Raw genomic sequence first — 25,888 nt, 5'->3', positions numbered from 1 at the left:
GAGTTTAGACTAAATTAAATATGGTTTTGTATCGTTGCTTGTTTCTTGATACAGAAGGAAGTACCCTTGGGGCAAAGAGTAAAGGCAGGTTATTTGCCGATGTATATTGGATAGCATAGGCATTGATAAATGATTAAATATCAGGGCATTTATAGTGAAATGAAGACACGTATTCTTTCTGGAGAGTACTCGTCGGAGGAAAAACTCCCAGATGGCAGATCGTTGGCCGCGGAGTTTGAATGCAGTGAAATAACCATCAAAAAAGCCATGGACTTCTTAGTGAAAGAAGGGCTGGTAGTACGTAAGCGCGGAGCTGGCTCATTCGTCAAACAAAAGCCTGATGCTGTATCTGACTCTCATTTACTTGGAACCAAAAAACGAGCCCAAGATAAGGGTAAAACTGTTCACACTCGCGTTGTTAAGTTCAGTTCGGTGCCCGCAAACGCGTTGATAGCGGAAAAACTAAAATGCAACGTTGGTGATCCAGTTTATGACATAGCGCGAATCAGAGTATTAGATGGCGTGCCATCAATCGTTGAGTATATCTATCTGTCAGCAAAAATTGTCCCTAGCTTAGCTATCGAACATGTCAAAGACTCGATATATGGCTACATATCTGACAAACTGAAGCTCACTATTCATAGCGCTAATTTACGCATCACGATTGTCAACGCTAACGTTGAAGAGGCGGACTACCTCAGTGTTCCTATAGGGGAACATCTAGTGAATGTGGCCCAAAATGCCTATCTAGATAACGGACAAATCTTCGAATATTCAGTGGCTAGGCACATTTGCGATAGTTATGAGTTCTCTACGACATATGTAAAGAGTGATACTCAGCTCTAACGTTTCCAACGTGATGCTCTGTCGATTCTTTGGACGTATCTTATCGTTGGTTTTTTGACCTATGCTTATCGTTACCCCTTCATAGAAAGTGTGGATAACAAGGATAAGCATTATGAGCAAACCAATAATTGCCGATAACAAGCCGATAAAGGTTGAGCTAGAAGGTGGACAAGAGCATTACTTTTGCACTTGTGGACGTTCAAAAAACCAACCTTACTGCGACGGTTCACATGCAGGAACGGAGTTTAAACCACAAAGCTTCAGTGCTGATAAATCGGGCGATGCGTATTTGTGTCGTTGCAAGCACTCAGCAAACCTTCCATATTGCGATGGCTCCCACAAACAGTTTAGTGATGAGCAAGTTGGTCAAGAAGGGCCTGGTGTGAGCCAAAAGGCGAGTGATGGGCCCGTGGCGGTTAAAACGAAAGAAGAACCAACAGTCGAACTCATACATCAACTTGCCCGTGAAGGGCTGTCTAAGCTTGGACATCATGGCCCAATGACGTCAATGGGCGTGCCTAGGCATTTGTTACCCCACTGGGATGACATACAAGTTATGGTTGCTCAAATGGCTACGAAACCTCTACTTGAAGACGTTGCCGTTGGGACTGAATTGGTCATTGGACCTAAGGCCAAGAAGCCGCTGAAGCTTAACATTCCTTTATTTGTTTCGGACATGAGTTTTGGTGCTCTGTCAGAAGAAGCAAAGGTATCATTAGCAACGGGGGCGGAGTTAGCCGGTACAGGTATTTGTTCGGGTGAAGGGGGGATGCTGCCAGAGGAGCAAGCGGCAAACTCGCGTTATTTCTATGAGTTGGCGAGCGCAGGGTTTGGCTACGATGAAAGTAAACTCAAATCGGTGCAAGCGTTTCATTTCAAAGGCGGACAAGGGGCGAAAACTGGCACCGGAGGCCATCTTCCCGGTAACAAGAATATCGGCAAAATTTCTCAAGTTAGAGGTATTCCTGAAGGAGAACCCGCTATCTCTCCTCCTACATTTAAAGACCTGAATACGGCTGAAGACTTTAGACGATTCGCTGACAGAGTGAGAGAAGTTACAGGAGGTATTCCTATCGGGTTTAAATTGAGTGCAAACCATATTGAAGAGGACATTCAGTTTGCGCTTGATGCCAGTGCGGATTACATCATTCTCGACGGTCGAGGTGGGGGGACGGGTGCGGCTCCGGAAATGTTCCGGGATCATATCAGTGTGCCAACTATTCCAGCCCTAGCCAGAGCGCGGCGTTATTTGGATCAGCAAGGTGCGAGTGGCAGGGTTACGCTAATTATCACTGGTGGTCTTCGTGTACCGATGGATTTCGTTAAAGCACTCGCATTAGGTGCTGATGGGGTCGCGATATCAAATAGTGCAATGCAATCTATTGGTTGTGTCGCTGCGAGAATGTGTAACACCAATAATTGCCCTGCGGGCATCGCAACGCAAAAAGCCGATTTGAGGCAACGACTCAATGTTGAAAAAGCATCCCATCAACTAAAAAACTTCTTTGAGGCGTCGGTGGAACTCATGCAAGTGATGGCGAGAGCCTGTGGTCATGATGATTTGAGTAAGTTCAACAAATACGACCTTGCTACTTGGAATCATAATATGGCACGGCTTTCCGGCATTGCCTATGCTGGATATGAAGAGGGTTCAACCTAGTATCTAACGCCTTATTATTCAGCTGGACGAACTCACCATTTGTCCAGTTGAGTACCACACAGATCGCATACTTATACTTTTACTGTATATAAAAACAGTATTCATGCTAATCTTATACTGTCCAAGATAGTTAGATGAGCACACCATGGCACAACCCATCACTCTTAATCACCAACAACAGCTCGCCGTCGATTTTGGTATGCCAAAATCAGGCAATACGAGTAACCACTCCCCGCTACTTATTATTGCTGGCGCGGGAACGGGCAAGACCAATACCTTAGCTCACAAAACGGCTCAGCTATTAGTTCAAGGTGTACCGCCAGAGAAAATCTTGTTGGTGACGTTTGCTCGCAGGGCGTCTGCTGAGCTCGCTACTCGCGCGAATCGAATTGCAGAGCAGCAGGTTAATGAGCAGCGTAAACAATATCACCCAGTCAAGCTTGATTGGATGGGGACTTTTCATTCTATCGCCGCAAGATTGTTGCGTGAACATGCTGCCCTTATCGGCCTCGAAAGTGATTTCACCATTATGGATAGAAATGACGCAGCGGATATGTTGGATGTGCTGCGGTTTGAGCTTGGCTTTACCAATACCGATAGACGTTTTCCAAAAAAGAAAACCTGTTTAGAAATATATTCTTGTTGCGTGAATAGCCAAACTGCTGTCGAAGAGGTTGTCGCGCAATATTTCCCATATTGTGCAGAGTGGAGCTCTGAACTCAAGATATTGTTTGCTCAGTATGCGGAGCAGAAAGCGGAACAATTCTGTTTAGATTACGATGATTTGTTACTTTACTGCTTCCATATGGCTCAAGTGCCAGAGATAGCAAATAAAGTGCGAGCTCAATTCGATTTCATATTGGTCGATGAATACCAAGATACCAACTTACTTCAGGCGGGCATGCTCAAAGCCTTCTTTCCTGATGGAAGAGGGTTAACCGTGGTCGGTGATGATGCGCAATCCATCTACGGCTTCCGAGCGGCGAGTGTCGACAACATTCTGGAATTTCCACAACAGTTTTCTCCGCCTGCAAAAGTCATTACGCTCACAACCAACTATCGCTCACATCAAGGTATTTTGGATTTATCCAATCAACTACTTAATGAAGGACAAGAAGGTTATAAAGTTGAGCTACATTCGGAGCGAAAACAAGGGCCTAAACCTCAACTTGTCACAGTGGAAGATGACGCTAAGCAAGCGGAATATATCGTTGAATCTATTCTAAGAGCGAGGGAAGAGGGCATTGAGCTGAAACGACAAGCTGTGCTATTTCGCTCTAGCTATCATAGCGACAGATTGGAACTTGAGTTAACGCGCCGTGATCTTCCTTATGTTAAACATGGTGGCCTGAAGTTTCTTGAAGCCGCTCATGTTAAAGATCTTCTTTCTATTCTTCGCTGGGCTGATAATCCAAAACACACCATATCTGCTTTTCGAGTGTTGAAATTGCTTGCTGGTATTGGACCTAAAACCGCTAACAATATCATCGAGCATTTAAAGGCGCATCAATATCAGTTCAGTGCGCTGTCTGATTGTAAAGTCCCGATGTCGGCAAGAGTGGAGTTTAAAACGTTAGTCGAATCTCTACTCACGATAAACAGTAACGCTGTACCGTGGGCAGAACAATTGAGCCTTCTTGCAACTCTCTATAGCCCATTATTAGAACTGAATTACGATGACCATTTTGTTCGTTGGGGTGATGTCGAGCAGCTTGTAATGATTTCCGGTCAATACAGTACGCGTGAACGGTTCTTGACTGAGTTGACTCTTGACCCACCGCAGTCGACTGGTGATTTAGCAAGCAACCCTAAAATCGATGATGACTTTTTAATTCTCTCCACGGTACACAGTGCGAAAGGGCAAGAGTGGCAAAATGTTTATGTTCTCAATGTCGCTGATGGCAACTTCCCTAATGAATATGCAGTGGGCGACAAACGAGCGTTAGAAGAAGAAAGACGCTTACTGTATGTAGCCATGACGCGTGCTAAGCAAGAACTGCATCTCATGCAGCCGATGAAATATTGGGTACCGGAGCAACAGAGTTGGGGTGATAAGCATGTGTATGGAGGCAAGAGCCGTTTTATGACGGACTCGTTGTGTGAACACTTAAACCGAGTGCACTATCCGAAAATAGCACCGGATGCTCAGGATAAAAAAATCGCTGCGAAAGCGATTACCGATATCCGTAAAACCGTACTTGGAATGTGGAAGGACTAGGCGATGAAGACTGACTACCACAAACGACTACGACCGGTAATTCGTTATCTAGAAAGTCACTATGACAATCCTACAAATTTGGTACAGGTAGCAGAGAAAGCACATTTGTCACCGTACCATTTCCATCGAATATTCAAAGCAGTGGTAGGAGAGACGCTGAACGACTTTATTCGTCGATTGAGACTAGAACAAGCCGCTAACGAGCTGTTCTATAACAAACCAGACATCACCACGGTGGCATTAGATAGTGGCTTCGCGAGCTCTCAAAGCTTGGCAAAAGCCTTTAAAAAGTACTTTGGAATCACGCCAACGGACATTCGCAATTGCCGTGATATGGAGGAGTACGGCTGCTTGATGCGAAACAGCAAGATTGGACACAAGCTTCGCAATAATGGACACGAGAATGGCGAAGCCGACCTCTATACTGAAGCCGAATCAAAAACATGGAGCACAATGATGGATATTAAAACTTTTGAATCTGGTCAATTAGCTTACGTGCGAGTGACTGGCCCATACGGAGAAAACTATGAACCTGCAATCGATACACTTTACACATGGGCAGGCCCAAAAGGTCTAGCTGGGAACACCAGTATCTTCGTTTATCATGATAACCCAGAGATCACCCCAGCAGATAAATGCCGAACCGATATTTGTTTGTTGGTTGAGTCAACTGTAGACGTATCTAACGGTGTCGAGTTGATGTCATTTGATGGCGGTAAATACGCTTGTATTCGCAAAACGATTACTGAAAAGTCGCAATATGGACCTGCGTGGGAAGAGCTGATGGGGCAAGTTGTTGAACAGCAGCTTGATAGTGACGATAGGCCCTGTTTCGAACTTTACCATTCCTATAATCTGGAAACGAATACAGCAGATGTGAGTTTCTGTACTGCAATCAAAGCATAACGTCATTTGTAAAAAGGCACGGACAGCAGTATGAACAGTTCGTGTCTCCCGTCTTTTTTCTTCACTTTCCTCATTGACCTGTCTATAACTTTATAGTTTAAAGTGGTTAATCATCTAGACAGATAGAGGCATTGGATTTGTATCGAATCTCAGAGTTAGCAGTAATGGTCGGCTTGTCACGAACGGCTTTACTTTACTATGAAAAGCAAAAGCTGATTTCAGGTAGACGACTAGAAAACGGCTATCGTGTTTACAGCGATAAAGATGTACAGCGAGTCCGTTTGATTCAGAAGTTGCAGGCAGGTGGATTGACACTTAAAGAGTGTAAGGCCTGCTTAGAAGCTAAGGTGGATCGAGAGCTACTCAAGAACCGACTGCAAGTCCTACAACAAGAAATTGAGCAAAAACAGCAGTCGTTGCAATTACTCGCGGCGTTACTTGGGGAAGGTGACCTTAAAGCTTGGCATGGTGATTTGGACAAACTGGCTCCTGATGCTCACTTGGATTGGTTAATTAAGCAAGGGTTTAGCGAAAAAGACGCCTTGCACTTGAAATGGTTATCAAAAGATATGAACGAACACGACGAATACATGTCCGATTTTATGAAGGTTTTCCAGACATTAGAACGCTGGGGGCCAGGTAGTGAAGAGGACACAGCAAAGGCACTGAGTTTACTACCGACGACGCCACGAAATATCCTTGAAATTGGTTGTGGTAAAGGTCTAGCCACAAAAGTACTGGCAGAGCAAAGTAATGCAGTTATCACTGCTGTTGATAATGAGTCGACAGCGCTCGAACGTCTTTCTGAACGTTTTGCTGAGCAAGGGTGGCAAGACAGGCTCAAGACAGTTACTGCGAGCATGACCGAGCTACCATTCGACAAACAGAGCTTTGAATTGATCTGGGCAGAAGGAAGCGCTTACATCATGGGAATCGAAAAGGCTTTAATGGATTGGAAACCTTTGTTGAAACAAGAGGGCTATCTGATGGTGAGCGACATGGTATGGAAAACGACATCACCGAGTGACGAATCGAAACAGTTTTGGAGCCATGAATACCCAGACATTCAACTTGTTGAGACACGGTTAGCGCAAATGAAAAAGGCAGGTTATGAAGTGATCGATAACTTCGCGCTGAGTCAATCTGGGTGGATGAACTATTATGGTCCATTGGGTGAACGAGTGGTTGAAATGACGTCCGAAATGTCCAATAAACCCGCATGGAAAGATATTCAACACGAAGTCCATATTTGTACTCAATATTCTGATGAGTTTGGCTACCATTTATTCCTTCTAAAAAAGAGTAATTAATCTTTATTAGCAATAAGCTAATAGCGTATTTTAGTTATCTTCACCACTCTCCCAATAATCTTGCATGTTTTGCTTTAAAACGTGCAAGATTCTTATCTGCCTTTTTATATTTCATTTTTAAAAAATCTACTTATATTGAATCTAACTTTAGTAGTTAACGCATCGATAGGTTTTCCCTATCCTAGAAATAGGATAAGCCCAATGGTGTAAACCGCTGGAGCGCACTATAGTTTGCTTAGTAACGGCAAAGGAGGTGTTTCATGAAAGCGAACCCTTATAGTGATATGGTTTTTAGCTCATTTGGAGTTAAGAGTGTTGTTCGGTCGGAGAACTACAACCAAGGCACGTTCGAGCATAACAATCGAAAAAGCGTTGGACGTTTAACTGACGATAACAACGAACGGAAGAGATTTGAAACGGAAGTCTATGGTCACTGGGATTATGATAGTGACTATATTATAGCGGTGTAACTCAAACCTCTACTAATAAATGGATGGTCACATTGTTTATATTTAGGTAGTTAATATTTGATTGAATTCGGTGTAATGAAATATTAATTACTAATAAATCCACAGTTGAAGCTGGGTAAATTCTTGGCTTCGCTTATTTAAAAATAGTGTGCTTGTCGTAATCGTTAAAAGTTATAAATAAAATCGGTGAAATATTATGAAGCAAGAAAATACAACTACTGGTAAATGTCCAGTTATGCATGGAGCAGTTACCTCTTCAGAAGGTTCTAATGTTGCATGGTGGCCCAACGCACTTAACTTAGATATTTTGCATCAGCACGATGCTAAAACGAATCCTCTAGGACAAGCGTTTGATTATCGTGAAGCGGTAAAAACGCTGGATTTTGACGCATTGAAGCAAGACGTAACAGCATTAATGACCGATAGCCAAGAATGGTGGCCGGCTGACTGGGGCCATTACGGCGGTTTAATGATTCGCATGGCATGGCATTCAGCCGGTTCTTATCGAATTGGCGATGGCCGAGGTGGTGCGAGTACGGGTAACCAAAGATTTGCCCCCCTAAACTCTTGGCCAGATAACGCAAACTTAGATAAAGCACGTCGCCTTCTTTGGCCAATTAAGCAAAAGTATGGCAACAAAATTAGCTGGGCTGATCTTATCGTTTATGCGGGTAATATTGCTTACGAATCGATGGGGCTAAAAACCTACGGTTTCGCATTTGGTCGTGAAGATATCTGGTCGCCAGAGAAAGATATTTACTGGGGCGCTGAAAAAGAATGGCTTCAAGACAGTAAAGGTGAAAACAGTCGATATTCTGGTGATAGAGATTTAGAAAACCCATTAGCTGCGGTCATGATGGGCCTTATCTACGTGAACCCTGAAGGTGTTGATGGTCAACCAGATCCACTCAAAACCGCTCAGGATATGCGAGTCACTTTTGCTCGAATGGGAATGAATGACGAAGAAACCGTGGCCCTGACGGCTGGTGGTCATACAGTTGGTAAAGCACACGGTAACGGTAACGCTGCCGAACTTGGTGAATCTCCAGAAGGAGCGGATATCTCTGAGCAAGGTTTAGGTTGGAACAACCATCAGTCTCGTGGTATCGGTCGTAACACTGTAACTAGTGGCATTGAGGGCGCTTGGACTACACATCCAACTCAGTGGGATAACGGTTTCTTCGAAATGTTGTTATCACATGAGTGGCAATTGACTAAGAGCCCAGCAGGCGCATGGCAATGGGAACCTGTTGCGATTGATGAGGTAAATAAGCCGGTAGACGTAGAAGATGCAAGCATCCGATACAATCCTATGATGACTGATGCCGATATGGCGCTAAAAGTGGACCCAGAATATCGTAAGATCTCTGAACGCTTTTACAATAATCCAGAGCAGTTCTCCGAGGTGTTTGCTCGCGCTTGGTTTAAGTTACTCCACCGTGATATGGGACCATCATCAGTTTACATTGGTCCAGAAGCGCCAACTGAAGCGCTAATTTGGCAAGATCCTGTTCCTGCGGGCTCAACGGATTATGATATTGAAGACGTAAAAGAAAAAATCTTAGCGTCAGACTTAAGCGCAACGGAAATGATTACAACGGCTTGGGATAGTGCACGTACATATCGCCAGTCAGATAAACGTGGCGGGGCTAATGGGGCTCGAATCCGTCTAGAGCCACAGCGTGGCTGGTTAGGAAATGAACCAGAGAAACTGAATAAGGTTCTGCCAGTTCTTGAGCGTATCGCAACCGATACTGGCGCAAGTGTTGCTGATGTGATTGTGTTAGCGGGTAATGTGGGTGTGGAGCAAGCAGCAAAACTTGCTGGGTTCAATGTGAACGTACCATTCGCTCCTGGTCGAGGTGACGCAACCATAGAGCAAACTGACGTCGAATCTTTTGAAGTTCTAGAACCTCTTGCAGATGGTTTCCGAAACTGGCAAAAACAGCATTATGCTGCAACACCGGAAGAGATGTTGTTAGACCGTGCTCAATTGATGGGTCTAACCGCACCAGAGATGACGGTTCTCATCGGTGGGATGCGTGTGTTAGGGACTAACTATAACGGCAGTGCTCACGGTGTCTTCACTGAGCGTGTTGGAGTGTTGAGCAACGACTTCTTCGTTAATCTTACAGACATGAACTATCAGTGGAAGCCAACAGGCCGAAACTCCTTTGATATCGTGCATCGTTCTAATGGTGTCAAGAAATGGACTGCGACGCGTGCTGACCTTGTATTCGGTTCTAACTCGATACTAAGAGCGTATGCTGAGGTCTATGCGCAAGATGATAACAAAGAAAAGTTTGTGACTGACTTTGTTGCTGCGTGGACTAAGGTAATGAATGCTGACCGTTTTGATTTGAAATAACCAAGATAATGTGGCCTTGCTAATGTGCAAGGCCACTTTCTTTTTTCACTTGTTCTCTACCCTTAATCATTCCAAAAAATTATCAAAATTATAATATTAGATAATTTCACCTACTTTCCCATTTGCCTTACTCTAGCGTCAGTTGGAAATAACCATATAACGTTGTTGGCTTGTTTTACTGCGCTAACAAGAGTTCTGCCGAGGGGTTACATGAAAGTTTTACACACCATGATTCGAGTAGTGGACTTAGAAAAGTCCATCAAGTTTTATTCTGAAGTGCTTGGCATGAAAATGTTGGATCGTTTCGAAAATGAAGAGTATCGCTATACGCTAGTCTTCGTGGGCTACGAAGGTCAAGATGCAGGTTCGACTATTGAGTTAACTTACAACTGGGATACAGACAACTATGACCAAGGTAACGCTTGGGGACATATTGCGATTGGTTGTGAGGACATTTATGCAGCGTGTGAGCGCATTGAGCAACTTGGTGGCAACATTACTCGCGCTCCGGGTCCTATGAAAGGTGGCGAAACGCACATCGCTTTTGTTAAAGATCCAGACGGCTATTCAATTGAGCTTATTCAAACGAGCAAATAGGGGTATCACAATGACAGATTCAATGTTTCAACCAATTCAGCTTGGTTCATTAACACTAAAAAACCGCATCGTAATGCCACCTATGACTCGCTCTCGTGCGACTCAACCTGGTAACTCTGCTAACGATATGATGGCCGAATACTACGCACAGCGCGCGTCTGCTGGTTTAATCGTTGCCGAAGGCACACAAATTTCACCAATGGGACAAGGTTATGCTTGGACTCCTGGTATTTATTCAGACGAGCAAATCGCGGGTTGGAAAAAAGTCACTGATGCCGTACACGCAAAAGACGGAGCTATCTTTGCTCAGCTTTGGCACGTTGGTCGTGTCACACATCCAGACAATATTGGTGGCAAGCAGCCTATCTCATCTTCGGCTCTAAAAGCTGAAAACGTAAAAGTATTTGTGGATAATGGCTCGAACGAACCTGGCTTTGTTGATGTGGTCGAGCCTCGTGCGATGACAAAAGAAGATATTCAAGAAGTCGTTGGTCAATACCGTCAAGCAGCACTAAATGCGATCGAGGCTGGTTTTGATGGTATCGAATTGCATGGTGCAAACGGCTATTTAATCAACCAATTTATTGACTCTGAAGCAAACAACCGTGATGACGAATACGGTGGTCCAATCGAAAATCGTCTTCGCTTTTTAGATGAAGTCGTCGCAGCTGTCGTAGATGCGATTGGTGCCGACAAAGTAGGTGTTCGTCTTGCGCCATTTACTTCACTTAACGGCACAGTCGATAAAACGCCAATTGATACTTACACTGCTGCGGCTCGCGTATTGGAAAAACACCACGTAGTCTATATGCACATTGCAGAAGTCGATTGGGATGATGCCCCAGACACACCAGCGGAATTTAAAACCGCAGTAAGAGAAGCGTACCAAGGTACGATCATTTACGCTGGTCGCTACAACCAAGAGAAAGCCGAAAAAGCACTGTCTGACGGTATTACTGATATGGTAGGTTTTGGTCGTCCGTTTATCGCCAACCCTGACTTACCGAGTCGCCTAGAACACGGTTATCCGCTAGCAGAGCATAATCCAAATACTTTGTTTGGTGGTAACGAAGTGGGCCTATTAGATTACCCAGAGTACCACGCGTAATTGTTATTTGTTGTATTTAAGCCCAAAGCGCCGAGATGTGCTTTGGGCTTTTTTACTTTTGTGACAACCAAACGCAGCTTTAGTACAATCCTTTGCCTGTTCATTTGTATTAATTTTTGTAGACCTAGGACCGATGAGTTTCACTGACATTCAAAGCAAGCTTACCGAATTTACCTCTATCGAGCAGGTGTTCGAGTACTTTGAGGTTGAGTTTGACAGTAAATTTGTCGAAGAGTATCGCTTACCTTTATTAAAACGGTTCAATGGCTACTTGATTATGCAAAAGCCAGAAGACTGGTTTGCCGCAAGACGAGTCCTTCGCAATGCCTACTGCAAAGTTCAAAGGGGACGACTCGATCCACATACTCGTTCAGCTTGTCGTGGATGTACTTCCTGCATCAGACGATAATAATCATTTGTAATCCTTCCGAATGTTACAAAGCTAAAGTGCTGATAGTAAAGTGTTTTAGTTGATTTTAATATTGATTAAACCAGACTAAATCCACTATTAAACTCTCCTCCATCGATCATATATCGGCTAATCCTTAAGATTCTCATCAACAGTTAATCACTACGAGAATTTATCCGATGAAATCAAAAAACCTTCTTTCCACCCTTGTTATGACAACGCTAATGTCTGGCTTTGTTTCAAACGCGGTCGCTGCTAACGCAAGCGATGGTGTACAAGACATGTCTGACCCTTTAGCAGTGTACACACAAGCGGGAGCAGGGCTGACGGATAAAGGCTTAAACGTAAAAATCGGTCGAGCTTATGACACCGGGAATGACGACACGATGGCTATGAACGTATTGGAGATTAAAGGCTTTGCCGGTAGCTCATTAGGTTGGTCTGGTACTTCAGAACGCGATGATTCTGTCGACTCAGTTCGTTTCCGTAATTTCACCATTAACACGACAAACGGTCTTGGTCGACAAATTGATTTGAATTACAACGTCGAACAAGAAGCATTGAACACCTCTTATAGTTTTATCCAAGCGCTACCTAAATGGGGTGGGTTACAACTTTATCCATTAGCTGGTGTCGGCGTTCAGGTCAAAAACGGCAAGTTTACTGGTGATAAAGTTGAACAGGTATCTTCAGGCCAAGTGAACCCAGACGATCAATACATCGGATATACCTTACCTGGCGTCTATGCCGTTGTTGGTGGCTATAGCAAATATTCAATTACAGACAAGTTGTGGGTTAACTATAACCCAATGTGGGTCACGCCTTTAGCGGGCTCGCAAGCTTGGACGGATGCAGGTTCTGTTTTTACTAATGAGTTTGTAGTTTCTTACCAGTTCACTCCACGTTTTAACGTTCGTTACTTTGCTAACTGGACGCACGATCAATCCTATTTCGATGGTGATCAACGTGTCGAGTTCAACTATCAGTTTTAGTCGAGTCGTTTTGAGAACGTCCACTAAGTAAGTTAAGAAGATTGTTTAAGTAGGCTCCAATGAAACTCGCTAATTCTTTATTTTTACTCTCACTAACGCTAATTGGGACTAGTGCTCAAGCTACATCTTTCACAGACCCAATTGATGGTCAGTTGGACATGGGAGACTACTTAGCGGAAAACGCGTATGGCTTCCTCCCTGTGCCCATTCTGATCACTGAACCTGCGGTGGGGTATGGCGGTGGAATGATGGGAGTATTCTTGCATGAATCTGATGCTCAAAAAAAGAAGCGTAAAGAATTAGCCCTAAAGTCACTTGATGGTGGAGCCAAGCTCCTTACTCCAGCGATTACCGTTGCAGGGGCGTTTGGTACTCAAAATGGCACGTGGGCGGGTTTTATCGGTCATAGGCATACCTGGAACAAAGACAGCATTCGCTATTTAGGCGGCGCCTTTTATGGTGACATTCATATGAATTTCTATGCTCCGTTTGCGAAAGATGACGCATCAGGTTTTGAAATGGGCATGAATGGATATGGTGTTATCCAGAAGTTGCAGTTTCGAGTGGGTAAATCACCCGTCTTACTTGGTGTGAGTCAAAAGTTCGTTTCCCCAGAACTGAGTATTGTGGAGCCAAGCAAAGCGAATCAGGTGGCTAATCGGTGGTTGAATATGACGCCGACGGTATCAGGTCTGGGGGCGATTGCTGAATATGACACCAAAAACAACTTCTTATATCCAACGGCAGGTGGAGATTATAAAGCGGAATACATGGTATTCAGTGAGCACCTTGGTAGTGACTACGACTTTCAAACATTTGCCGCAGAAGGCACACAATATTTCCCCGTTAGTAAAAAATGGAATGTGGCATTGAAGGGTAAGTACAACACTTTATCGACGGATGAGAGGTTGCTGCCTCCTCCGGCGTACCCTGATATCGAGCTTAGAGGTATTGCTAGAAATCGATATCAAGGCACTTCAACAGCTTCAATCGAATCACAGGTCACTTATAGCTTCACAAACCGCTGGTCGAGTTCGGTATTTGCCGGGGTTGGTTCTGCTACCGATGCGACTAATGAGCTATTTAGTGACGGAAATCACTACGCCTACGGAGTGGGCTTTCGTTATTTGATCGCTCGTCGTTACGGCTTAAAAGTAGGAATAGATGTCGCGAAAAGTGAAGAAGACAATGCGCTCTATTTTCAAGTGGGTACCGGACTTTAGGATCCAAATAACACCGTAATTATTATTAAACCAAAGCTTAAAAGGTAAGTATCATGAACATTCATTTTAACACACAAAGCATTGTTTTATCGGAAAGCATGCGTTCACATTGTGTCACCAAAGCGGACCATTTATTCGCAGTGCACCCACAGGCAACGGAGATTTTCGTCTCGATAATCCACCACCGCTCTTATGGGCAATATGATGTTGAGCTTAAAGTTCACGCTGAGCATCAATGGTGTTTCGTTAAACACTCTGGTGATGAGTTCTACCATGTCGCGGCTGAAGCATTTTCTGCTATGACGCATAAACTTCAGAAACAAAAAACGAAAGCAAAAAGAGAGCTTAGAGATCATTCATTGGAGGTGGAGCACGATGAGTAGCCATAACTTAACCTATGACCTATTGGAGTGTGGTCGTTGTCGTCAACGTGTCATGCTTACCAGCAAAAGTCGCGGAGAGCTACAATGTTGTGGTTTCCCTATGCGCAATGTCACTTATGATCGACTTGGGCATTACTTGGATTTGTCACTAGCACAAAAATCATCATTGGCTCAATGCTTGAGTACCATCGAAAGTAAACTAGTGCAAAGTGATTCTTCCAATAAAGAACTGACTCATTTGAAAGAGCTAATTAACCGCCAACAGGCTGTAGCAGGCAAGTTCGCGCAACTATTAATGGGTATATCAGATGAGCCGACAAGTTTGTCGAAGTCTTTCATGAACGTCATTGATGACCTCTACCTTTCTTCGTTAAACCTTTATCCTAGCTTTTCTTTGGAAGCAAAAAGTGAAGCAAATATGGAATACGTAAGGCTTTTTGATGAGGCGATAGAGCTCGATAAGGAAACCATCGCGTTGTTAGAAGACACCTTGTATAGAGTAGAAAAAAGCCCTCAGTCCACACCATAATGCTGACTTCAAATAAACAGAAATCATTGACTCACCACGTGTAAAGACAGCTATAACTAATAGCTGTCTTTTTGTTTCCGCAATTAGTCATTCGTAATTTGATTTGAATGGACTATGTTTAATTTAGGCGAATCAGACAGATAGAGCGGAAATAATGGATCTAAATCTCCTTAAAACCTTTGACGCGGTTATTAAGTCGAAAAGTGTGAACGAAGCGGCCGAAGTTCTCAACATCACTGCTCCAGCGGTCAGTCATGCGCTAAATAGGCTTAGAGATGAATATCAAGACCCGCTATTTATTCGTCAGGGAAGAGGCATCGTACCTACTAATTTTGCTATTGAGCTTCACAACGAGATTCAAGAGCCGCTTAGCCTGTTGCTGAATGGGTCCAAATCACGTCAAGACTTTGATCCTGAGTTAAGCCAACGTACCTTTCGCATTTCTAGCCATAAAGACATCGACCTAATCGTTGTCCCCCCTTTGGTTCGCTATAAAAATGTGCATGCACCGAATGTCACCATACAGGCAGACATTGAACATTTGAATGAGCAAGACCGACACGACGACCTGAGGCGTCGTCGTGTGGATGTAATATTAGCGACGGTGCCATTAGAGGATAGGGGCTACCACAATGAGGTACTCTTTGAGCAAGAGTTGGTGGTTACCGTTAGTAAAGATCATCCAAGGATACAAAGTGAATTGACGATGGAGGATTTTCTTAGAGAAAGCCACATTACTTGGAAAACTCAACGTCTTAATACCAATACACTGGACTCTGTAGCGATTGACGTCGCGCTTCCGCCACGACAAGTCGCATATTCCACGGGCTCTGGTGCGACGGCGTTGGTTATGGCTGCACAAACAGATTGGCTTGCTGTCAGTGGTCAATGGCAAGCGGAACAGCTTGCAGAGTCTCTCGGACTAAATGTCTTTCCAATACCATTTGAAACTCAGAAAGTTCCGGTTTACATGACGTGGCATCAGTCCCAAAAAAACGACAAAGGACATGAGTGGTTTCGGCAAGCGATAGTGTCATCGCTTGACCTGTAGACAGTAAAGCGACTTTACAAGATCTCAATTAGATAGCGACCTAACAGTGGTCGCTTTTTGGTGTGAATGCTGACGAAAAGTAGTTAGAAAATGACGGCAGTGAGTAAGGCTAGCAATAACACTGCTGACGAATAAAAGGTTAGTGCGAAGCCAAATGAGCGTGCTGGTGCTCCGTGCTTATAGCCAATTGCAAACAGGATTCGGCCTAAAAGGAAAAGAGCTGAGCATATTGGAACCGCAGAAAGCCAAAGGCAGGGCGCCAGTGTACTCCATGCAAAGTAGATGGGCAGTGCTATGACAAGCTGTTCAAGAGTGTTCTGTATGATGCTCTGTAAGATACGTGCTTGTTGTGAGCCTTGAGTGAGGCCACTACCATCAATATCTTCTGCGCTAAAAAAACGATGTTTAGCTAGTCGCCCAATGGATATGAGTAGAAATAACGTTGGTAGAATAAACGAGTAAGACAGAACTTCGAAGCGATTTGTATTGTCATCAAAACTCAATGGGTTTGAATAAATCGCATAGCCTATGGATGCCAATGAAAGGAACAAAGCCAACCCCATGCCTTTGGCTACGCCTTGCTGTTTGGTTGAAAGTGCCATTAAGTCGCCCTTCTATGTAATTATGAAGGGCTGAAAACAGCCCTCTCTTTGTGATTGAAGTCGTGTTGGGTATATATGTCCCTGAATAATAAAGTTAACCTTCAAATAACCAGTTCTGCCAACTTTGCATTCTTAAAATCACTTTACGGACAATACTGAACATCTCCCATTTAGGTGAATAAACCGCAACATGAGCATCAGTGCCTGAAGGTATTGGCATACCTTGTAAAAGTGACGGGTTGTCCAATTCAACTTTTACTAAGATCCTACCGTTATGAGGTATCTGTTCTGGATATTTCATGATGCCAGATGGAGTGATCGCACCTTGAGCAAATATATCGTTCACCTGTACCACATGGGCTTTATACGCGTGACCTGGAATAGTATTAAAGGTCACTTCTGCCGGATAACCAGCTTTAATATAGCGCGCAGGCGCTTGTTTAAACGCAGCAAATAGTTGTTTGTCTTCTTTATGTACGAACGTTAGATTACCTTGAAATGGAACAATACGGCTTTTCATGCCTGGGCGAAGTGCCACTTGAGTTACGTAGCCATCAGTAGGCGCTTTTACAGTAGTTTTCGCTAAGTTAAATTTCGCTAACTCTAACTGAGATTGATATTTGCTTTGGTTGGCTTTTTGTTCCAACAATTGAGTTTCGATATTGTCGATATTCTCTTGCGATGAAAACCCTTTCTTACCGAGTTTCTGGTAACGAACCAATTCTGATTCATAAAATTCAATGGCAGAAGATGTTCGTTGAATGTCGCTTTCTATACGGCTCACTTTATCTTGGAAAGGCGTTTTATCGATTTGATAAAGTGGATCACCAGCTTTCACCTGTTGGTTGCCTTTCACATAGACATCGGTAATTAACCCCTCAACTTGTGATGTGATAGGAGTCGTGACGCTGTATAAACGAGCCATACGAGAAACCGGTTGATACATCGCCATATAGAGAAAGATCCAACCTACGATAAATAACCCAATAACGCTGGCCGTTGTTAGCGTCCATTTATTTTTAGGCACTTTAAAAGCTTTAAATACAATAACGCAAAGTGCTGCGTAACTCAGGATGATGAGCGTTTCCATTTCGTTACTCCTTGATTGATTTTTCAAGAGCATCAATGCGTTCAACTAATGCTTGATATTGTTTATCGGAATGGGCTGAACGAGCCCCTAACCACTGTTGTTTATCACCGTCATACATGGTTGCCCATACCCAAAGCACAGGCCACATAACATGGAGGAAAAACAAACTAATCCAACCAGCAACATGAATCGCATCGGCATGTGGATGATTACGTTTTTTGGCAATCTCATAAGGAATATCGTGCAAAATGATCAATCCATAGATCAGGATTAGAAGCACAACAAACAAAATCGCCAGTGATGCATAATCTAGAGTGAGGTTCATAGTCTCCCCCTTAGTTTAAAACGTTGTAGCCGCGGCCAACCATGCACTGTTTCATGACACTATCGACATCGTGTTGATATTTGGCTTCACTGTATTGTGCTTCAGCACGGTGGTGGAGTAAGCCACCTACCAGACCAACCCCTGCACCAACTTTGGCGCCTTTAGAACCGTGGCCGCCGGCAATGGCTGTACCTGCTGCGCCTAATGCTGCAGTGCGGGCTGTGCTTCCCACAACGTCGCGACCTAAACTATCGACTTGATTGCTTTGAACCTGGGTCGATAGTTGTTGGCATTCGTACATATCAGCGTTGTATTTTTCCATATCGACACCTTTGGTATCGACAATAACGTTAGCGAACGACGTCGCTGAATAGATGGCAGTAAATAAAATGAAAAGGCTGCTTTTGATGTTCATAATGGTCTCTCTAACTGTTTTTTCTAATAGTATTTCTGTCGTTAGAGTTGAACAAATAGCGTTCGTTAATAGTGGATTAAGTGTTATTCAACTAAGAAAAAGGTATTTGATAACATAAGGTTATGTTACCTAGTTTAGAGGTGGAGATGATGAGATGATGAGATGATTATATAAATTAGCGTAATGAATTTTGACGCCACCTACGTTTAACAAAGTAGATGGCGCTTTAGGGGACTAATTGTCTACTGTGACGTTTAGTCGTTTGAGCTGAATGTAAGTGATAACACTCAAAACCAAAAAGAACAGTGGATCACTCCATCCCAAGCCAACGAATATTCCCGTGATACCTGCATAGGTCGTAATGACAACACCGAGTAAGTTGGTAATGAGCAACGCTTTGATCAATTGAAACTGGGCATATAAGTCTGACACTCCGCGCATCATAAAGCTAACCGCTGCAATTCCTCCTAAGAAAATGCTCGTATGCTGTGAAAGAAACAATGCATATTGATCATTGATCTGTACTCCGTATACAGGCCACATTATCGAAGGGATAACGAATAAAGCAATGGCAAACAGTGAGTAGATAACACCGTGTATGGTCAGGAATAGTCGAGAATGCATTACGTGCTCCTATACCGGTGTAACCGGGCCATGGTTGATTGATGTAAGAGGGGTATTAATATCGAAAATAATGCCTCTAACTTCTTCAACACCAAGTTGCTTTAGTCGGGCAGTATGCATGGTTAAGTATGATTGAGCGGTTGTTTCGTCTTGGAACAAGTAAACACCTCCGCCTATACCCATTTCCGCATTTTCTGTCCATATTTTCCAAACCATACCTGGCTCTTGATTAATGGATTGAGCGAGGTCTTTTAGTGTGTTGGCCATGTCATTACCAAACGGTCCTGAAAACGCAAAGTCGACTTGTAGTAGTTTCATGAAGATTCTCCATTAGTTGAATAGGTGAATATGTCCGATTACGTACGGTGATTATTGCTTGCAAAAAACAAACAGAAAAGTTCATAATTTTGCCAACTAATGTCGAAAAAACTGACATTTTAAGTGAGGGCGAGATGAGATTTAGGACGACCTTGGAGCAATGGGTGACGTTGCGCGAAATTGATAGAGCCGGAAGCATTCAAGCTGCAGCGTTGTCATTAAACAAAAGTCACACAACAGTGATTTATGGTATCCGAAAATTAGAGAAACAATTAGGCATTGAGTTGCTTGAAGTGAAAGGACGCAAAGCCGTGTTGACATTAGATGGTCGGGATCTATTGCGTCGCGCAAATACAATGCTTGATCAGGTGAAAGAGTTAGAGCTGTTGAGTGGTCAGTTATCGGCGGGAATGGAACAAGAAATTACGGTGGCCATGGATCACCTATGTGATCCTTCGCTGTTATATGACGCAATGAGTCGCTTCATTACCAACAATAGTGCAACCTCAGTACAGGTCATCGAAACTTCACTCTCCAAGACAGAAGAGGTGGTGAAACAAGAAGTTGCAGATATTGCGATTATCACACTGCCGATCACTAATTATCCCGCAGAAGCTTTTTCTGTCACCACTATGCTACCAGTAGTGTCGAAGTCACACCCATTAGCAACATCGGTTAAAGTGTCGCTTTCAGAGCTAGCAAATGTGACTCAAATTGTTATTCGCGACCTAGGTGAAAGTGCTCTCAGGAAGACAAAGCAAGATGTGGGATGGTTAAAAGGGCAGCAGCGAATTACGGTTGATAACTTTGACCATGCTTTCAAAGCAGTAGAAAGTGGCGTAGGTTTTTGTCGGCTTCCTAGACATATTATTGAAAGCCGTAATCAAGGACAATTAGTTGTACTTAATGTGACACTGTCAGATCAATATCAGGTGCCACTGCACCTAACCTTACCAAAAGGCGTACGAACGGGCCCTGCGGCATTAGCTATGTATGAAGCGCTTAAACAATTAAGGAAAGCATGATTTGGCTATGTTTAGATAAAGAAAAAGGCTCATAGCATAACTACTATGAGCCTTTTGATTAATAAGTCGTTTTATTTGTCATCAACGTTGACAAACATAAACGTCAACGCAAATGCCAATGCAAACACACCAATCACGCCAAGAACCGCTTGAATGAAGTTTTGAGTACCGCTTGCTAGGTATGCAGGCAAACTAAATACTGAAGACAAAATGTAGCTCGTTAGATGCGTGTCGATAGTTACTGAGATCGCACCAACAATACCTGCTGCTAGGCTCGCCATGAACAGTGCTTTAGTGTACTTAGTCAACACACCAAAGAGTGCAGGCTCAGTGATACCAAGAATTGCAGTGATACCAGAACCTACGGTAACAGAAGACTGTTCTTTTGAAACGTTCTTACGCTGTTTATACCACACCGCCATCGTAGCACCCGCGATAGCGAGGTTACCCAAGCACATTATTGGCATAAGCAAGTCTTTTCCATACAGCGCGAAGTTATTCAAGCTGATTGGCGTCATGCTGTGGTGAATACCAAATACGATGGTGATTGGGCGAGTTAAACCAAATACAAAGCCAGTCAGTGTTGGAGAGATTTCTAATAGCGAGCTTACCACCCAACCTGCGCCATTACTTAACCACATGCCAGCTGGGGCAACCAGGGACAATACGATAGTTGAAGTGACCGTGAAGGCGAGTAGGGGAGTGAATACTGGCTTGGCGGATGAAGGGACGAATCGATCAACAAATGGTGTCACTTTTGAAAGTACCCAAACCGCTAAGATAGCAGGTACGATTGCGCCGCCATAGTTAAGCAGTTCGATTGGTACCACACCAAGTACAGTCAGCTCCGGAACGCTACCAGCGTCTTTGAGTAACGCCGCTTTTTCTACTAGTTTAGGCGCAAGCATGGCGGAAGACACAGCCAATGCAATGTATTCGTTCACTTTAAATACTTTAGCGGCAGAAAAAGACACTAACATTGGTAGGAAGAAGAATACAGCGGTAGAAATCGAACGGAAGAAGTACACTGTATCTGAAGATTCTGAAATAACGTTGGTCGCAATTAAGCCAGAAAGAAGGCCCATCAACATACCCGCACCAGCAATTGCAGGAACCACAGGGCCAAAAATGCCCGCAACGATGCGCATTGCATTTTGGAACAGCTTACCTTTTTCAGCTTCAATCACTGGTTCATCACTGCTTTTGCTAACACCGGATAGCGCGTTGTACCACTTTTCTACATCTACACCGATGACGACTTGAGTCTGACCTTGAGCAAGAACCACCCCTTTGACCCCAGAAATGGCTTCTAGCTGCTCTTTCTTGGCAAGTGTCTCATCTGCTAACTTGAATCGAAGACGAGTCATGCAGTGAGTAATGTTGATGATGTTATCTTGGCCGCCAAGTGATTGAACCAATATTTGTAGGTTGTCGCTAAAGCTATTCTTGTTACTCGATGCTTGAGCATTCAAGTTCACTTCATTATTAGTTTCAGTAAGTTGCATCTAAGGAGTCCCTATGTGCTTGCGTTATTTGTTGGGGACATAATATCCATCACTCATATTTACCCCAATCGGAAAAACAGAGACTTCCGTCACATTAAGTGCGGCAAATTGTTAATTTTCAGCAAAATTCGTCGATTGGTTCGTTTTTTTTAGCGAATGTTTAGCAATAACGAACCAGTTACTTTTTGCCGAAAATTAGCGCTTGAAATAAGGTTTTTTTCGCTGTTATATAGAATAAAACCACTGACATAGAGCTATTACGCCGTGAAAGAAAATATCATATCCAACATTGAATGTATAATTACTAAGCCAGACCGACACAATCTAATTACTGTGATTGTAGAAACCGAGAGCGGCGTAACAGGCTATGGATGTGCGACATTCCAACAGCGTCCACTTGCTGTTAAAACTATGGTTGATGAATATATTAAGCCTTTGTTATTAGGTAAGAATGCGAATAATATTGAAGACCTTTGGCAAATGATGATGGTCAATGCCTATTGGCGTAATGGTCCGGTTATTAATAATGCTATTTCTGGTGTTGATATGGCTCTTTGGGATATTAAAGCCAAATTAGCTAATATGCCGTTACATCAATTATTTGGTGGTAAATCTAGAGATGCCATTCAAGTGTATACGCATGCAACGAGTGACACAATGGAAGGGCTTTATGAGCAAGTTGAGCAGTTCCTAGAGCAGGGTTATAAACACATTCGTTGCCAATTGGGCTTTTATGGCGGTGTACCAGAGAATATGCACACCACAGAAAATCCAACTGAAGGCTCGTACTACGACCAAGACCAGTATATGGATAACACATTAGAGATGTTCCGTTTACTGCGTGAAAAGTACGGTCGTAAATTCCACATTCTTCATGATGTACATGAACGGCTGTTCCCTAATCAAGCGTTGCAATTTGCCAAGCAAGTTGAACAATATCAACCGTATTTCATTGAAGATATTCTGCCGCCAAATCAAACCGAATGGTTGGATAACCTACGCAGCCAAACCTCAGTATCGCTAGCGTTAGGGGAGCTTTTTAATAACCCAGAAGAGTGGAAGTCAGTCGTTGTTAATCGTCGTATTGATTTCATTCGTTGCCATGTTTCACAGATCGGTGGTATCACTCCTGCATTGAAATTAGGCCATCTATGCGAAAGCTTCGGTGTTCGTATTGCATGGCACTGTCCGCCAGATATGACACCAATTGGAGCAGCGGTGAATACTCACCTAAATGTGCACCTTCACAACGCGGCAATTCAAGAGCATGTGCATTACAAAGAAAACACAAGAAAAGTGTTCCCTAATGCAGCTGAACCTAGAAATGGTTTTCTTTATGCTTCAGAGGACATAGGCATCGGAGTAGAAATCAACCGCGCTGCGGCACTTGATTTCCCAGTAGAATATCGTCCTCATGAGTGGACTCAAAGCCGACTTCCAGATGGCAGTATTCATACACCATAAGGTTTAAATACTATTTAATAAATCGACCGCTATAATTAGCGGTCGTTTTGATCTCGATATTGCAAACTCTCATTATTGAATTTTGTGTGATAAGTGCATTGATAATTTATATCAATAACATCGCTAACAATAAAAGCCTCACCTGATGTTAAAAAACCGCGATTAGTAATATTCATAGCAGCGGTGGTACGTTTACATTGTAAAATGTTGGCATCCTCCGTTGATAAGTTAATTGCTTTATAGTTGGTTAGATAACTGTCAATCTTCAAACCTAACGACAACGCATATTTTTGCAGTGAACTCTCAATAATACTGTCGTTCATTTTCGGAAAAAGATGTACCGGAACGATCGTTTCTTCTATCTGTGTGATTTTATTTTGGATTAAACGTAACCTTTTGATATGCCATAAATAGTCATCTTCTCCAATAGTAAAGACTTGCATCTCATGAATAGTCGGTACCCGTTTATTCAATTGCACTTTCTTATAGGAAATTTGCTCGAAGCTGTTTTCCGTAATTGAATTGTAGATTAAGGGAGAGCCGATAATAGAAGTGTTAACATAATAACCAGAACCCGTTTTTGGTTTAACAATGCCAATGGCTTCCAATTTTGACAGGGCTTTTCTGACAGAAAAACGTGATAGTTGGTACTTATCTACAAGCTCTCTCTCAGATGGCAGCTTATAAGTGATAACGTTATTGCAGATCTTACTTATTAAATCTTGTACCAGTTCTTCGTGTTTTTTCATCTTTATCTAATTCGATAAACCAAAATAATAAAGTTAATAATAGCGGTTATGTTGTCTTACTAGCAACACCTTTACGGTTAACAGATAAGCAAACACTCACAAGTCGCAAAACTGGCATTTCTTTCATAAGAGAATGCCAGTTCGTGTCGAAGTTGTAAGCATGGTGGCCTATAGAAAAAGTAGTGTAGGTTATTCAAAAATTGCTTTTTTTCTATCCTTTAAATGAAACCATACACTTATCAAGATAAACAAAAACGCGAAATAGTAGACGAACGAGGAGAGTGAAGCGATAAAGTCGACACCTTGCTCAACTTGCTCTTGGCTGTAGCCTTGAGAAACCAGTTTGTAGTAGTACGCGTATAGCACGCCAATAGAACCATATCCCAAGTTAAACATCAGTCCTTTGAAGCTTAGAACGGTTGCGCGGTTGTGTGATTCAGTTTTTCTATTGAGGTGGTAACTAATAAAGATGTTCATCGTCATGATGATAAAGATCAGTACTAGTGCCGGAATTACGCCGTAAATCGACCAACCTAAACTGATAAAGTAGTAGGTCGCGATAGTCGCTATCCCCATGATTGTGATGAACTTTTTAGGGGCTAGACTTTCGGCAAAGCGACGACTTTGTCCTGCAAAGAGTATCTTAAAAATACTCACGCCAGCGCCAATGAATCCAATGTAGATAATAGGAATGTCGATAGCGCGATAATATTGACTATTCATAGTGAGAAACATGCGTGAGGTGTGCTCGAAAAGACTGTAGTAGAGCAATATGAACAACACATAAGGTGTAGACATAACCCACTTACCGGTACTGAGCGTCAAGTTTAAGCTTGCTAACGTTGTTGCTAGCTTATCGCCGCTTTTGGGCATCGGTTTTTTATCTTCTTGCATATTGATTGCTGCGTAAATGGCGACCATGGCTACGATCAAAGTGGCGTAAACCGGAATACGCATAATGTCTTGAGTGCTCTCTGGTGCTGTCCATCCAAACAATTGGTACACAGACCCCATGACATCGACATCATACATAGCGGCCCCGATCAGCGTAACGAAGATACCCACTGCAGAGGCCACTCGTATTTGAATCTGCAATACATGAGGCCACGCCTCTTCCTTACCTTGTTCTTTCAAGGTGTCGTATGCCAAAGCTTCGTCGGCACCGCTAGCAAGGGCCATAGCTAAGCCACTTAATATCCGGTTAACCAAAAATACCGCGAATACCAAACTCGGATTACCTGTCGGGACAAAGGCTATCATGGCGATCTCAACGAACATGATAATCGAGGATAAGACGACAAGTTTCTTACGACCTAAAGTGTCGGCAAAGGCTCCTGATGGTACTTCCGCAAGAACGATGGTAGCAGCCCAAATCACATTGAGCATTGCAAACTGCGACAGTGTTAACCCGTAATCCAGATAGAGCAGGGTGAAAACAGGATAATAAAAACGCGCAAAATAGCTGCTTCGAAACATTAAGAAGTAGCGCACATTGCGAACTTGGAGGATTTCCTTAAGTGTCATGACTTTTTCATTTATTAGTCTTATATAAGGTTATGTATAACCCTTTTTGGCCGAGATGGTAAGGTTTCAGCCGAAAAATCATAGGTTTGTTGCAAAGCGATTTAGCTTTGAATATTTAGAGCAGATTAATTATGGTGGCTTCCGCATCAAAAGGACTCTTCTCAGTGTCCTCGTTAG

At 43.2% G+C, this 25,888-nt stretch carries 26 protein-coding genes; 17 read left to right on the top strand and 9 right to left on the bottom strand.

Annotated elements, in window-relative coordinates:
• Positions 1-129 precede the first annotated feature (129 nt).
• The 15 genes from HOP38_RS23015 to HOP38_RS22945 all read left to right on the top strand — a co-directional run bounded on the left by HOP38_RS23015 (position 130) and on the right by HOP38_RS22945 (position 16,070).
• Positions 130-846: a GntR family transcriptional regulator gene (locus tag HOP38_RS23015; RefSeq protein ID WP_198559096.1), complete on the top strand. Its 717-nt coding sequence runs from the start codon at positions 130-132 to the stop codon at positions 844-846.
• A 112-nt stretch (positions 847-958) separates the two neighbouring features.
• Positions 959-2,506: a glutamate synthase-related protein gene (locus tag HOP38_RS23010; protein WP_124941313.1), complete on the top strand. Its 1,548-nt coding sequence runs from the start codon at positions 959-961 to the stop codon at positions 2,504-2,506.
• A gap of 145 nt (positions 2,507-2,651) precedes the next feature.
• Positions 2,652-4,724 (top strand): ATP-dependent helicase, encoded by a 2,073-nt coding sequence (locus HOP38_RS23005; protein ID WP_198559095.1) that lies wholly within the window; start codon positions 2,652-2,654, stop codon positions 4,722-4,724.
• Between the two features lie 3 nt (positions 4,725-4,727).
• The gene (locus HOP38_RS23000) at positions 4,728-5,630 is read left to right on the top strand and encodes an AraC family transcriptional regulator (RefSeq protein WP_198559094.1); all 903 of its coding nucleotides are present in this window, start codon (positions 4,728-4,730) and stop codon (positions 5,628-5,630) included.
• A 137-nt stretch (positions 5,631-5,767) separates the two neighbouring features.
• On the top strand, positions 5,768-6,940 hold the full coding sequence (locus HOP38_RS22995; RefSeq protein WP_198559093.1) for a MerR family transcriptional regulator: 1,173 nt from the start codon (positions 5,768-5,770) through the stop codon (positions 6,938-6,940).
• A 260-nt stretch (positions 6,941-7,200) separates the two neighbouring features.
• Positions 7,201-7,410 (top strand): hypothetical protein, encoded by a 210-nt coding sequence (locus HOP38_RS22990; protein ID WP_198559092.1) that lies wholly within the window; start codon positions 7,201-7,203, stop codon positions 7,408-7,410.
• A gap of 196 nt (positions 7,411-7,606) precedes the next feature.
• Entirely contained in the window at positions 7,607-9,778 is a 2,172-nt protein-coding gene (gene katG / locus HOP38_RS22985; RefSeq protein WP_198559091.1) for a catalase/peroxidase HPI, read from the top strand.
• Between the two features lie 210 nt (positions 9,779-9,988).
• Positions 9,989-10,375 carry a lactoylglutathione lyase gene (gloA, locus tag HOP38_RS22980; RefSeq protein WP_006069411.1) on the top strand — a complete coding sequence of 129 codons (387 nt, stop codon included), beginning with the start codon at positions 9,989-9,991 and terminating at the stop codon, positions 10,373-10,375.
• Between the two features lie 10 nt (positions 10,376-10,385).
• Complete coding sequence (locus HOP38_RS22975) at positions 10,386-11,483, top strand: alkene reductase (RefSeq protein WP_006069412.1); 1,098 nt, start codon at positions 10,386-10,388, stop codon at positions 11,481-11,483.
• A 133-nt stretch (positions 11,484-11,616) separates the two neighbouring features.
• Positions 11,617-11,892 (top strand): nitrogenase-stabilizing/protective protein NifW, encoded by a 276-nt coding sequence (locus HOP38_RS22970; protein WP_031493892.1) that lies wholly within the window; start codon positions 11,617-11,619, stop codon positions 11,890-11,892.
• 179 nt (positions 11,893-12,071) lie between these two features.
• A complete protein-coding gene (locus HOP38_RS22965; protein WP_031493891.1) occupies positions 12,072-12,884 on the top strand; it encodes a hypothetical protein in 813 nt (270 codons plus the stop codon).
• Between the two features lie 59 nt (positions 12,885-12,943).
• Positions 12,944-14,107 carry a BamA/TamA family outer membrane protein gene (locus tag HOP38_RS22960; RefSeq protein WP_006069415.1) on the top strand — a complete coding sequence of 388 codons (1,164 nt, stop codon included), beginning with the start codon at positions 12,944-12,946 and terminating at the stop codon, positions 14,105-14,107.
• Positions 14,108-14,160: 53 nt separating this feature from the next.
• On the top strand, positions 14,161-14,490 hold the full coding sequence (locus HOP38_RS22955) for an HPF/RaiA family ribosome-associated protein (RefSeq protein WP_031495720.1): 330 nt from the start codon (positions 14,161-14,163) through the stop codon (positions 14,488-14,490).
• On the top strand, positions 14,483-15,019 hold the full coding sequence (locus HOP38_RS22950) for a hypothetical protein (RefSeq protein WP_198559090.1): 537 nt from the start codon (positions 14,483-14,485) through the stop codon (positions 15,017-15,019). The genes HOP38_RS22955 and HOP38_RS22950 overlap by 8 nt, the downstream gene beginning before the upstream one ends.
• Before the next feature lie 154 nt (positions 15,020-15,173).
• Complete coding sequence (locus HOP38_RS22945; protein ID WP_198559089.1) at positions 15,174-16,070, top strand: LysR family transcriptional regulator; 897 nt, start codon at positions 15,174-15,176, stop codon at positions 16,068-16,070.
• 83 nt (positions 16,071-16,153) lie between these two features.
• Here HOP38_RS22945 and HOP38_RS22940 read toward each other — a convergent pair whose 3' ends face one another.
• The 6 genes from HOP38_RS22940 to HOP38_RS22915 form a co-directional block, all read right to left on the bottom strand.
• Positions 16,154-16,672: an MAPEG family protein gene (locus tag HOP38_RS22940; RefSeq protein ID WP_198559088.1), complete on the bottom strand. Its 519-nt coding sequence runs from the start codon at positions 16,670-16,672 to the stop codon at positions 16,154-16,156.
• A gap of 94 nt (positions 16,673-16,766) precedes the next feature.
• Complete coding sequence (locus HOP38_RS22935) at positions 16,767-17,762, bottom strand: HlyD family secretion protein (RefSeq protein WP_006069420.1); 996 nt, start codon at positions 17,760-17,762, stop codon at positions 16,767-16,769.
• Positions 17,763-17,766: 4 nt separating this feature from the next.
• Positions 17,767-18,087 carry a DUF3302 domain-containing protein gene (locus HOP38_RS22930; RefSeq protein ID WP_038227107.1) on the bottom strand — a complete coding sequence of 107 codons (321 nt, stop codon included), beginning with the start codon at positions 18,085-18,087 and terminating at the stop codon, positions 17,767-17,769.
• A gap of 10 nt (positions 18,088-18,097) precedes the next feature.
• Positions 18,098-18,502 carry a glycine zipper family protein gene (locus tag HOP38_RS22925; RefSeq protein ID WP_006069422.1) on the bottom strand — a complete coding sequence of 135 codons (405 nt, stop codon included), beginning with the start codon at positions 18,500-18,502 and terminating at the stop codon, positions 18,098-18,100.
• 234 nt (positions 18,503-18,736) lie between these two features.
• Positions 18,737-19,126 carry a hypothetical protein gene (locus HOP38_RS22920; RefSeq protein WP_006069423.1) on the bottom strand — a complete coding sequence of 130 codons (390 nt, stop codon included), beginning with the start codon at positions 19,124-19,126 and terminating at the stop codon, positions 18,737-18,739.
• Positions 19,127-19,135: 9 nt separating this feature from the next.
• Positions 19,136-19,444, bottom strand: a complete 309-nt coding sequence (locus HOP38_RS22915; protein ID WP_198559087.1) for a monooxygenase — start codon at positions 19,442-19,444, stop codon at positions 19,136-19,138.
• 134 nt (positions 19,445-19,578) lie between these two features.
• Between HOP38_RS22915 and HOP38_RS22910 the strand changes: the two genes are divergently transcribed.
• Positions 19,579-20,469, top strand: a complete 891-nt coding sequence (locus HOP38_RS22910) for a LysR family transcriptional regulator (protein ID WP_198559086.1) — start codon at positions 19,579-19,581, stop codon at positions 20,467-20,469.
• Positions 20,470-20,540: 71 nt separating this feature from the next.
• Here HOP38_RS22910 and HOP38_RS22905 read toward each other — a convergent pair whose 3' ends face one another.
• Positions 20,541-21,974 (bottom strand): PTS transporter subunit EIIC, encoded by a 1,434-nt coding sequence (locus HOP38_RS22905; protein WP_198559085.1) that lies wholly within the window; start codon positions 21,972-21,974, stop codon positions 20,541-20,543.
• A 264-nt stretch (positions 21,975-22,238) separates the two neighbouring features.
• On the opposite strand from HOP38_RS22905, the gene HOP38_RS22900 reads away from it, so the two are divergent.
• Positions 22,239-23,438 (top strand): enolase C-terminal domain-like protein, encoded by a 1,200-nt coding sequence (locus HOP38_RS22900; protein WP_006069427.1) that lies wholly within the window; start codon positions 22,239-22,241, stop codon positions 23,436-23,438.
• A 35-nt stretch (positions 23,439-23,473) separates the two neighbouring features.
• Here the strand turns inward: HOP38_RS22900 and HOP38_RS22895 are convergent, their stop codons facing one another.
• The gene (locus HOP38_RS22895) at positions 23,474-24,187 is read right to left on the bottom strand and encodes a GntR family transcriptional regulator (RefSeq protein ID WP_006069428.1); all 714 of its coding nucleotides are present in this window, start codon (positions 24,185-24,187) and stop codon (positions 23,474-23,476) included.
• A gap of 189 nt (positions 24,188-24,376) precedes the next feature.
• Positions 24,377-25,711 carry an MFS transporter gene (locus HOP38_RS22890; protein WP_198559084.1) on the bottom strand — a complete coding sequence of 445 codons (1,335 nt, stop codon included), beginning with the start codon at positions 25,709-25,711 and terminating at the stop codon, positions 24,377-24,379.
• Positions 25,712-25,888: the final 177 nt, after the last annotated feature.

Source organism: Vibrio mediterranei (assembly GCF_013364395.1).
Lineage (GTDB): Bacteria > Pseudomonadota > Gammaproteobacteria > Enterobacterales > Vibrionaceae > Vibrio > Vibrio mediterranei.
This window is presented reverse-complemented; position numbering and strand designations above follow the sequence as displayed.

Coding starts and splice junctions, on each gene's coding strand:
- HOP38_RS22920 (WP_006069423.1), bottom strand. CDS start 19,126: ATGCATTCTCGACTATTCCTGACCATACACGGTGTTATCTACTCACTG.
- HOP38_RS22925 (WP_006069422.1), bottom strand. CDS start 18,502: ATGAACATCAAAAGCAGCCTTTTCATTTTATTTACTGCCATCTATTCA.
- HOP38_RS22950 (WP_198559090.1), top strand. CDS start 14,483: ATGAGTAGCCATAACTTAACCTATGACCTATTGGAGTGTGGTCGTTGT.
- HOP38_RS22935 (WP_006069420.1), bottom strand. CDS start 17,762: ATGGAAACGCTCATCATCCTGAGTTACGCAGCACTTTGCGTTATTGTA.
- HOP38_RS23005 (WP_198559095.1), top strand. CDS start 2,652: ATGGCACAACCCATCACTCTTAATCACCAACAACAGCTCGCCGTCGAT.
- HOP38_RS22895 (WP_006069428.1), bottom strand. CDS start 24,187: ATGAAAAAACACGAAGAACTGGTACAAGATTTAATAAGTAAGATCTGC.
- HOP38_RS22910 (WP_198559086.1), top strand. CDS start 19,579: ATGAGATTTAGGACGACCTTGGAGCAATGGGTGACGTTGCGCGAAATT.
- HOP38_RS22940 (WP_198559088.1), bottom strand. CDS start 16,672: ATGGCACTTTCAACCAAACAGCAAGGCGTAGCCAAAGGCATGGGGTTG.
- HOP38_RS23000 (WP_198559094.1), top strand. CDS start 4,728: ATGAAGACTGACTACCACAAACGACTACGACCGGTAATTCGTTATCTA.
- HOP38_RS23015 (WP_198559096.1), top strand. CDS start 130: ATGATTAAATATCAGGGCATTTATAGTGAAATGAAGACACGTATTCTT.
- HOP38_RS22990 (WP_198559092.1), top strand. CDS start 7,201: ATGAAAGCGAACCCTTATAGTGATATGGTTTTTAGCTCATTTGGAGTT.
- HOP38_RS22915 (WP_198559087.1), bottom strand. CDS start 19,444: ATGAAACTACTACAAGTCGACTTTGCGTTTTCAGGACCGTTTGGTAAT.
- HOP38_RS22975 (WP_006069412.1), top strand. CDS start 10,386: ATGACAGATTCAATGTTTCAACCAATTCAGCTTGGTTCATTAACACTA.
- HOP38_RS22970 (WP_031493892.1), top strand. CDS start 11,617: ATGAGTTTCACTGACATTCAAAGCAAGCTTACCGAATTTACCTCTATC.
- katG (WP_198559091.1), top strand. CDS start 7,607: ATGAAGCAAGAAAATACAACTACTGGTAAATGTCCAGTTATGCATGGA.
- HOP38_RS23010 (WP_124941313.1), top strand. CDS start 959: ATGAGCAAACCAATAATTGCCGATAACAAGCCGATAAAGGTTGAGCTA.
- HOP38_RS22890 (WP_198559084.1), bottom strand. CDS start 25,711: ATGACACTTAAGGAAATCCTCCAAGTTCGCAATGTGCGCTACTTCTTA.
- HOP38_RS22945 (WP_198559089.1), top strand. CDS start 15,174: ATGGATCTAAATCTCCTTAAAACCTTTGACGCGGTTATTAAGTCGAAA.
- gloA (WP_006069411.1), top strand. CDS start 9,989: ATGAAAGTTTTACACACCATGATTCGAGTAGTGGACTTAGAAAAGTCC.
- HOP38_RS22930 (WP_038227107.1), bottom strand. CDS start 18,087: ATGAACCTCACTCTAGATTATGCATCACTGGCGATTTTGTTTGTTGTG.
- HOP38_RS22905 (WP_198559085.1), bottom strand. CDS start 21,974: ATGCAACTTACTGAAACTAATAATGAAGTGAACTTGAATGCTCAAGCA.
- HOP38_RS22955 (WP_031495720.1), top strand. CDS start 14,161: ATGAACATTCATTTTAACACACAAAGCATTGTTTTATCGGAAAGCATG.
- HOP38_RS22965 (WP_031493891.1), top strand. CDS start 12,072: ATGAAATCAAAAAACCTTCTTTCCACCCTTGTTATGACAACGCTAATG.
- HOP38_RS22960 (WP_006069415.1), top strand. CDS start 12,944: ATGAAACTCGCTAATTCTTTATTTTTACTCTCACTAACGCTAATTGGG.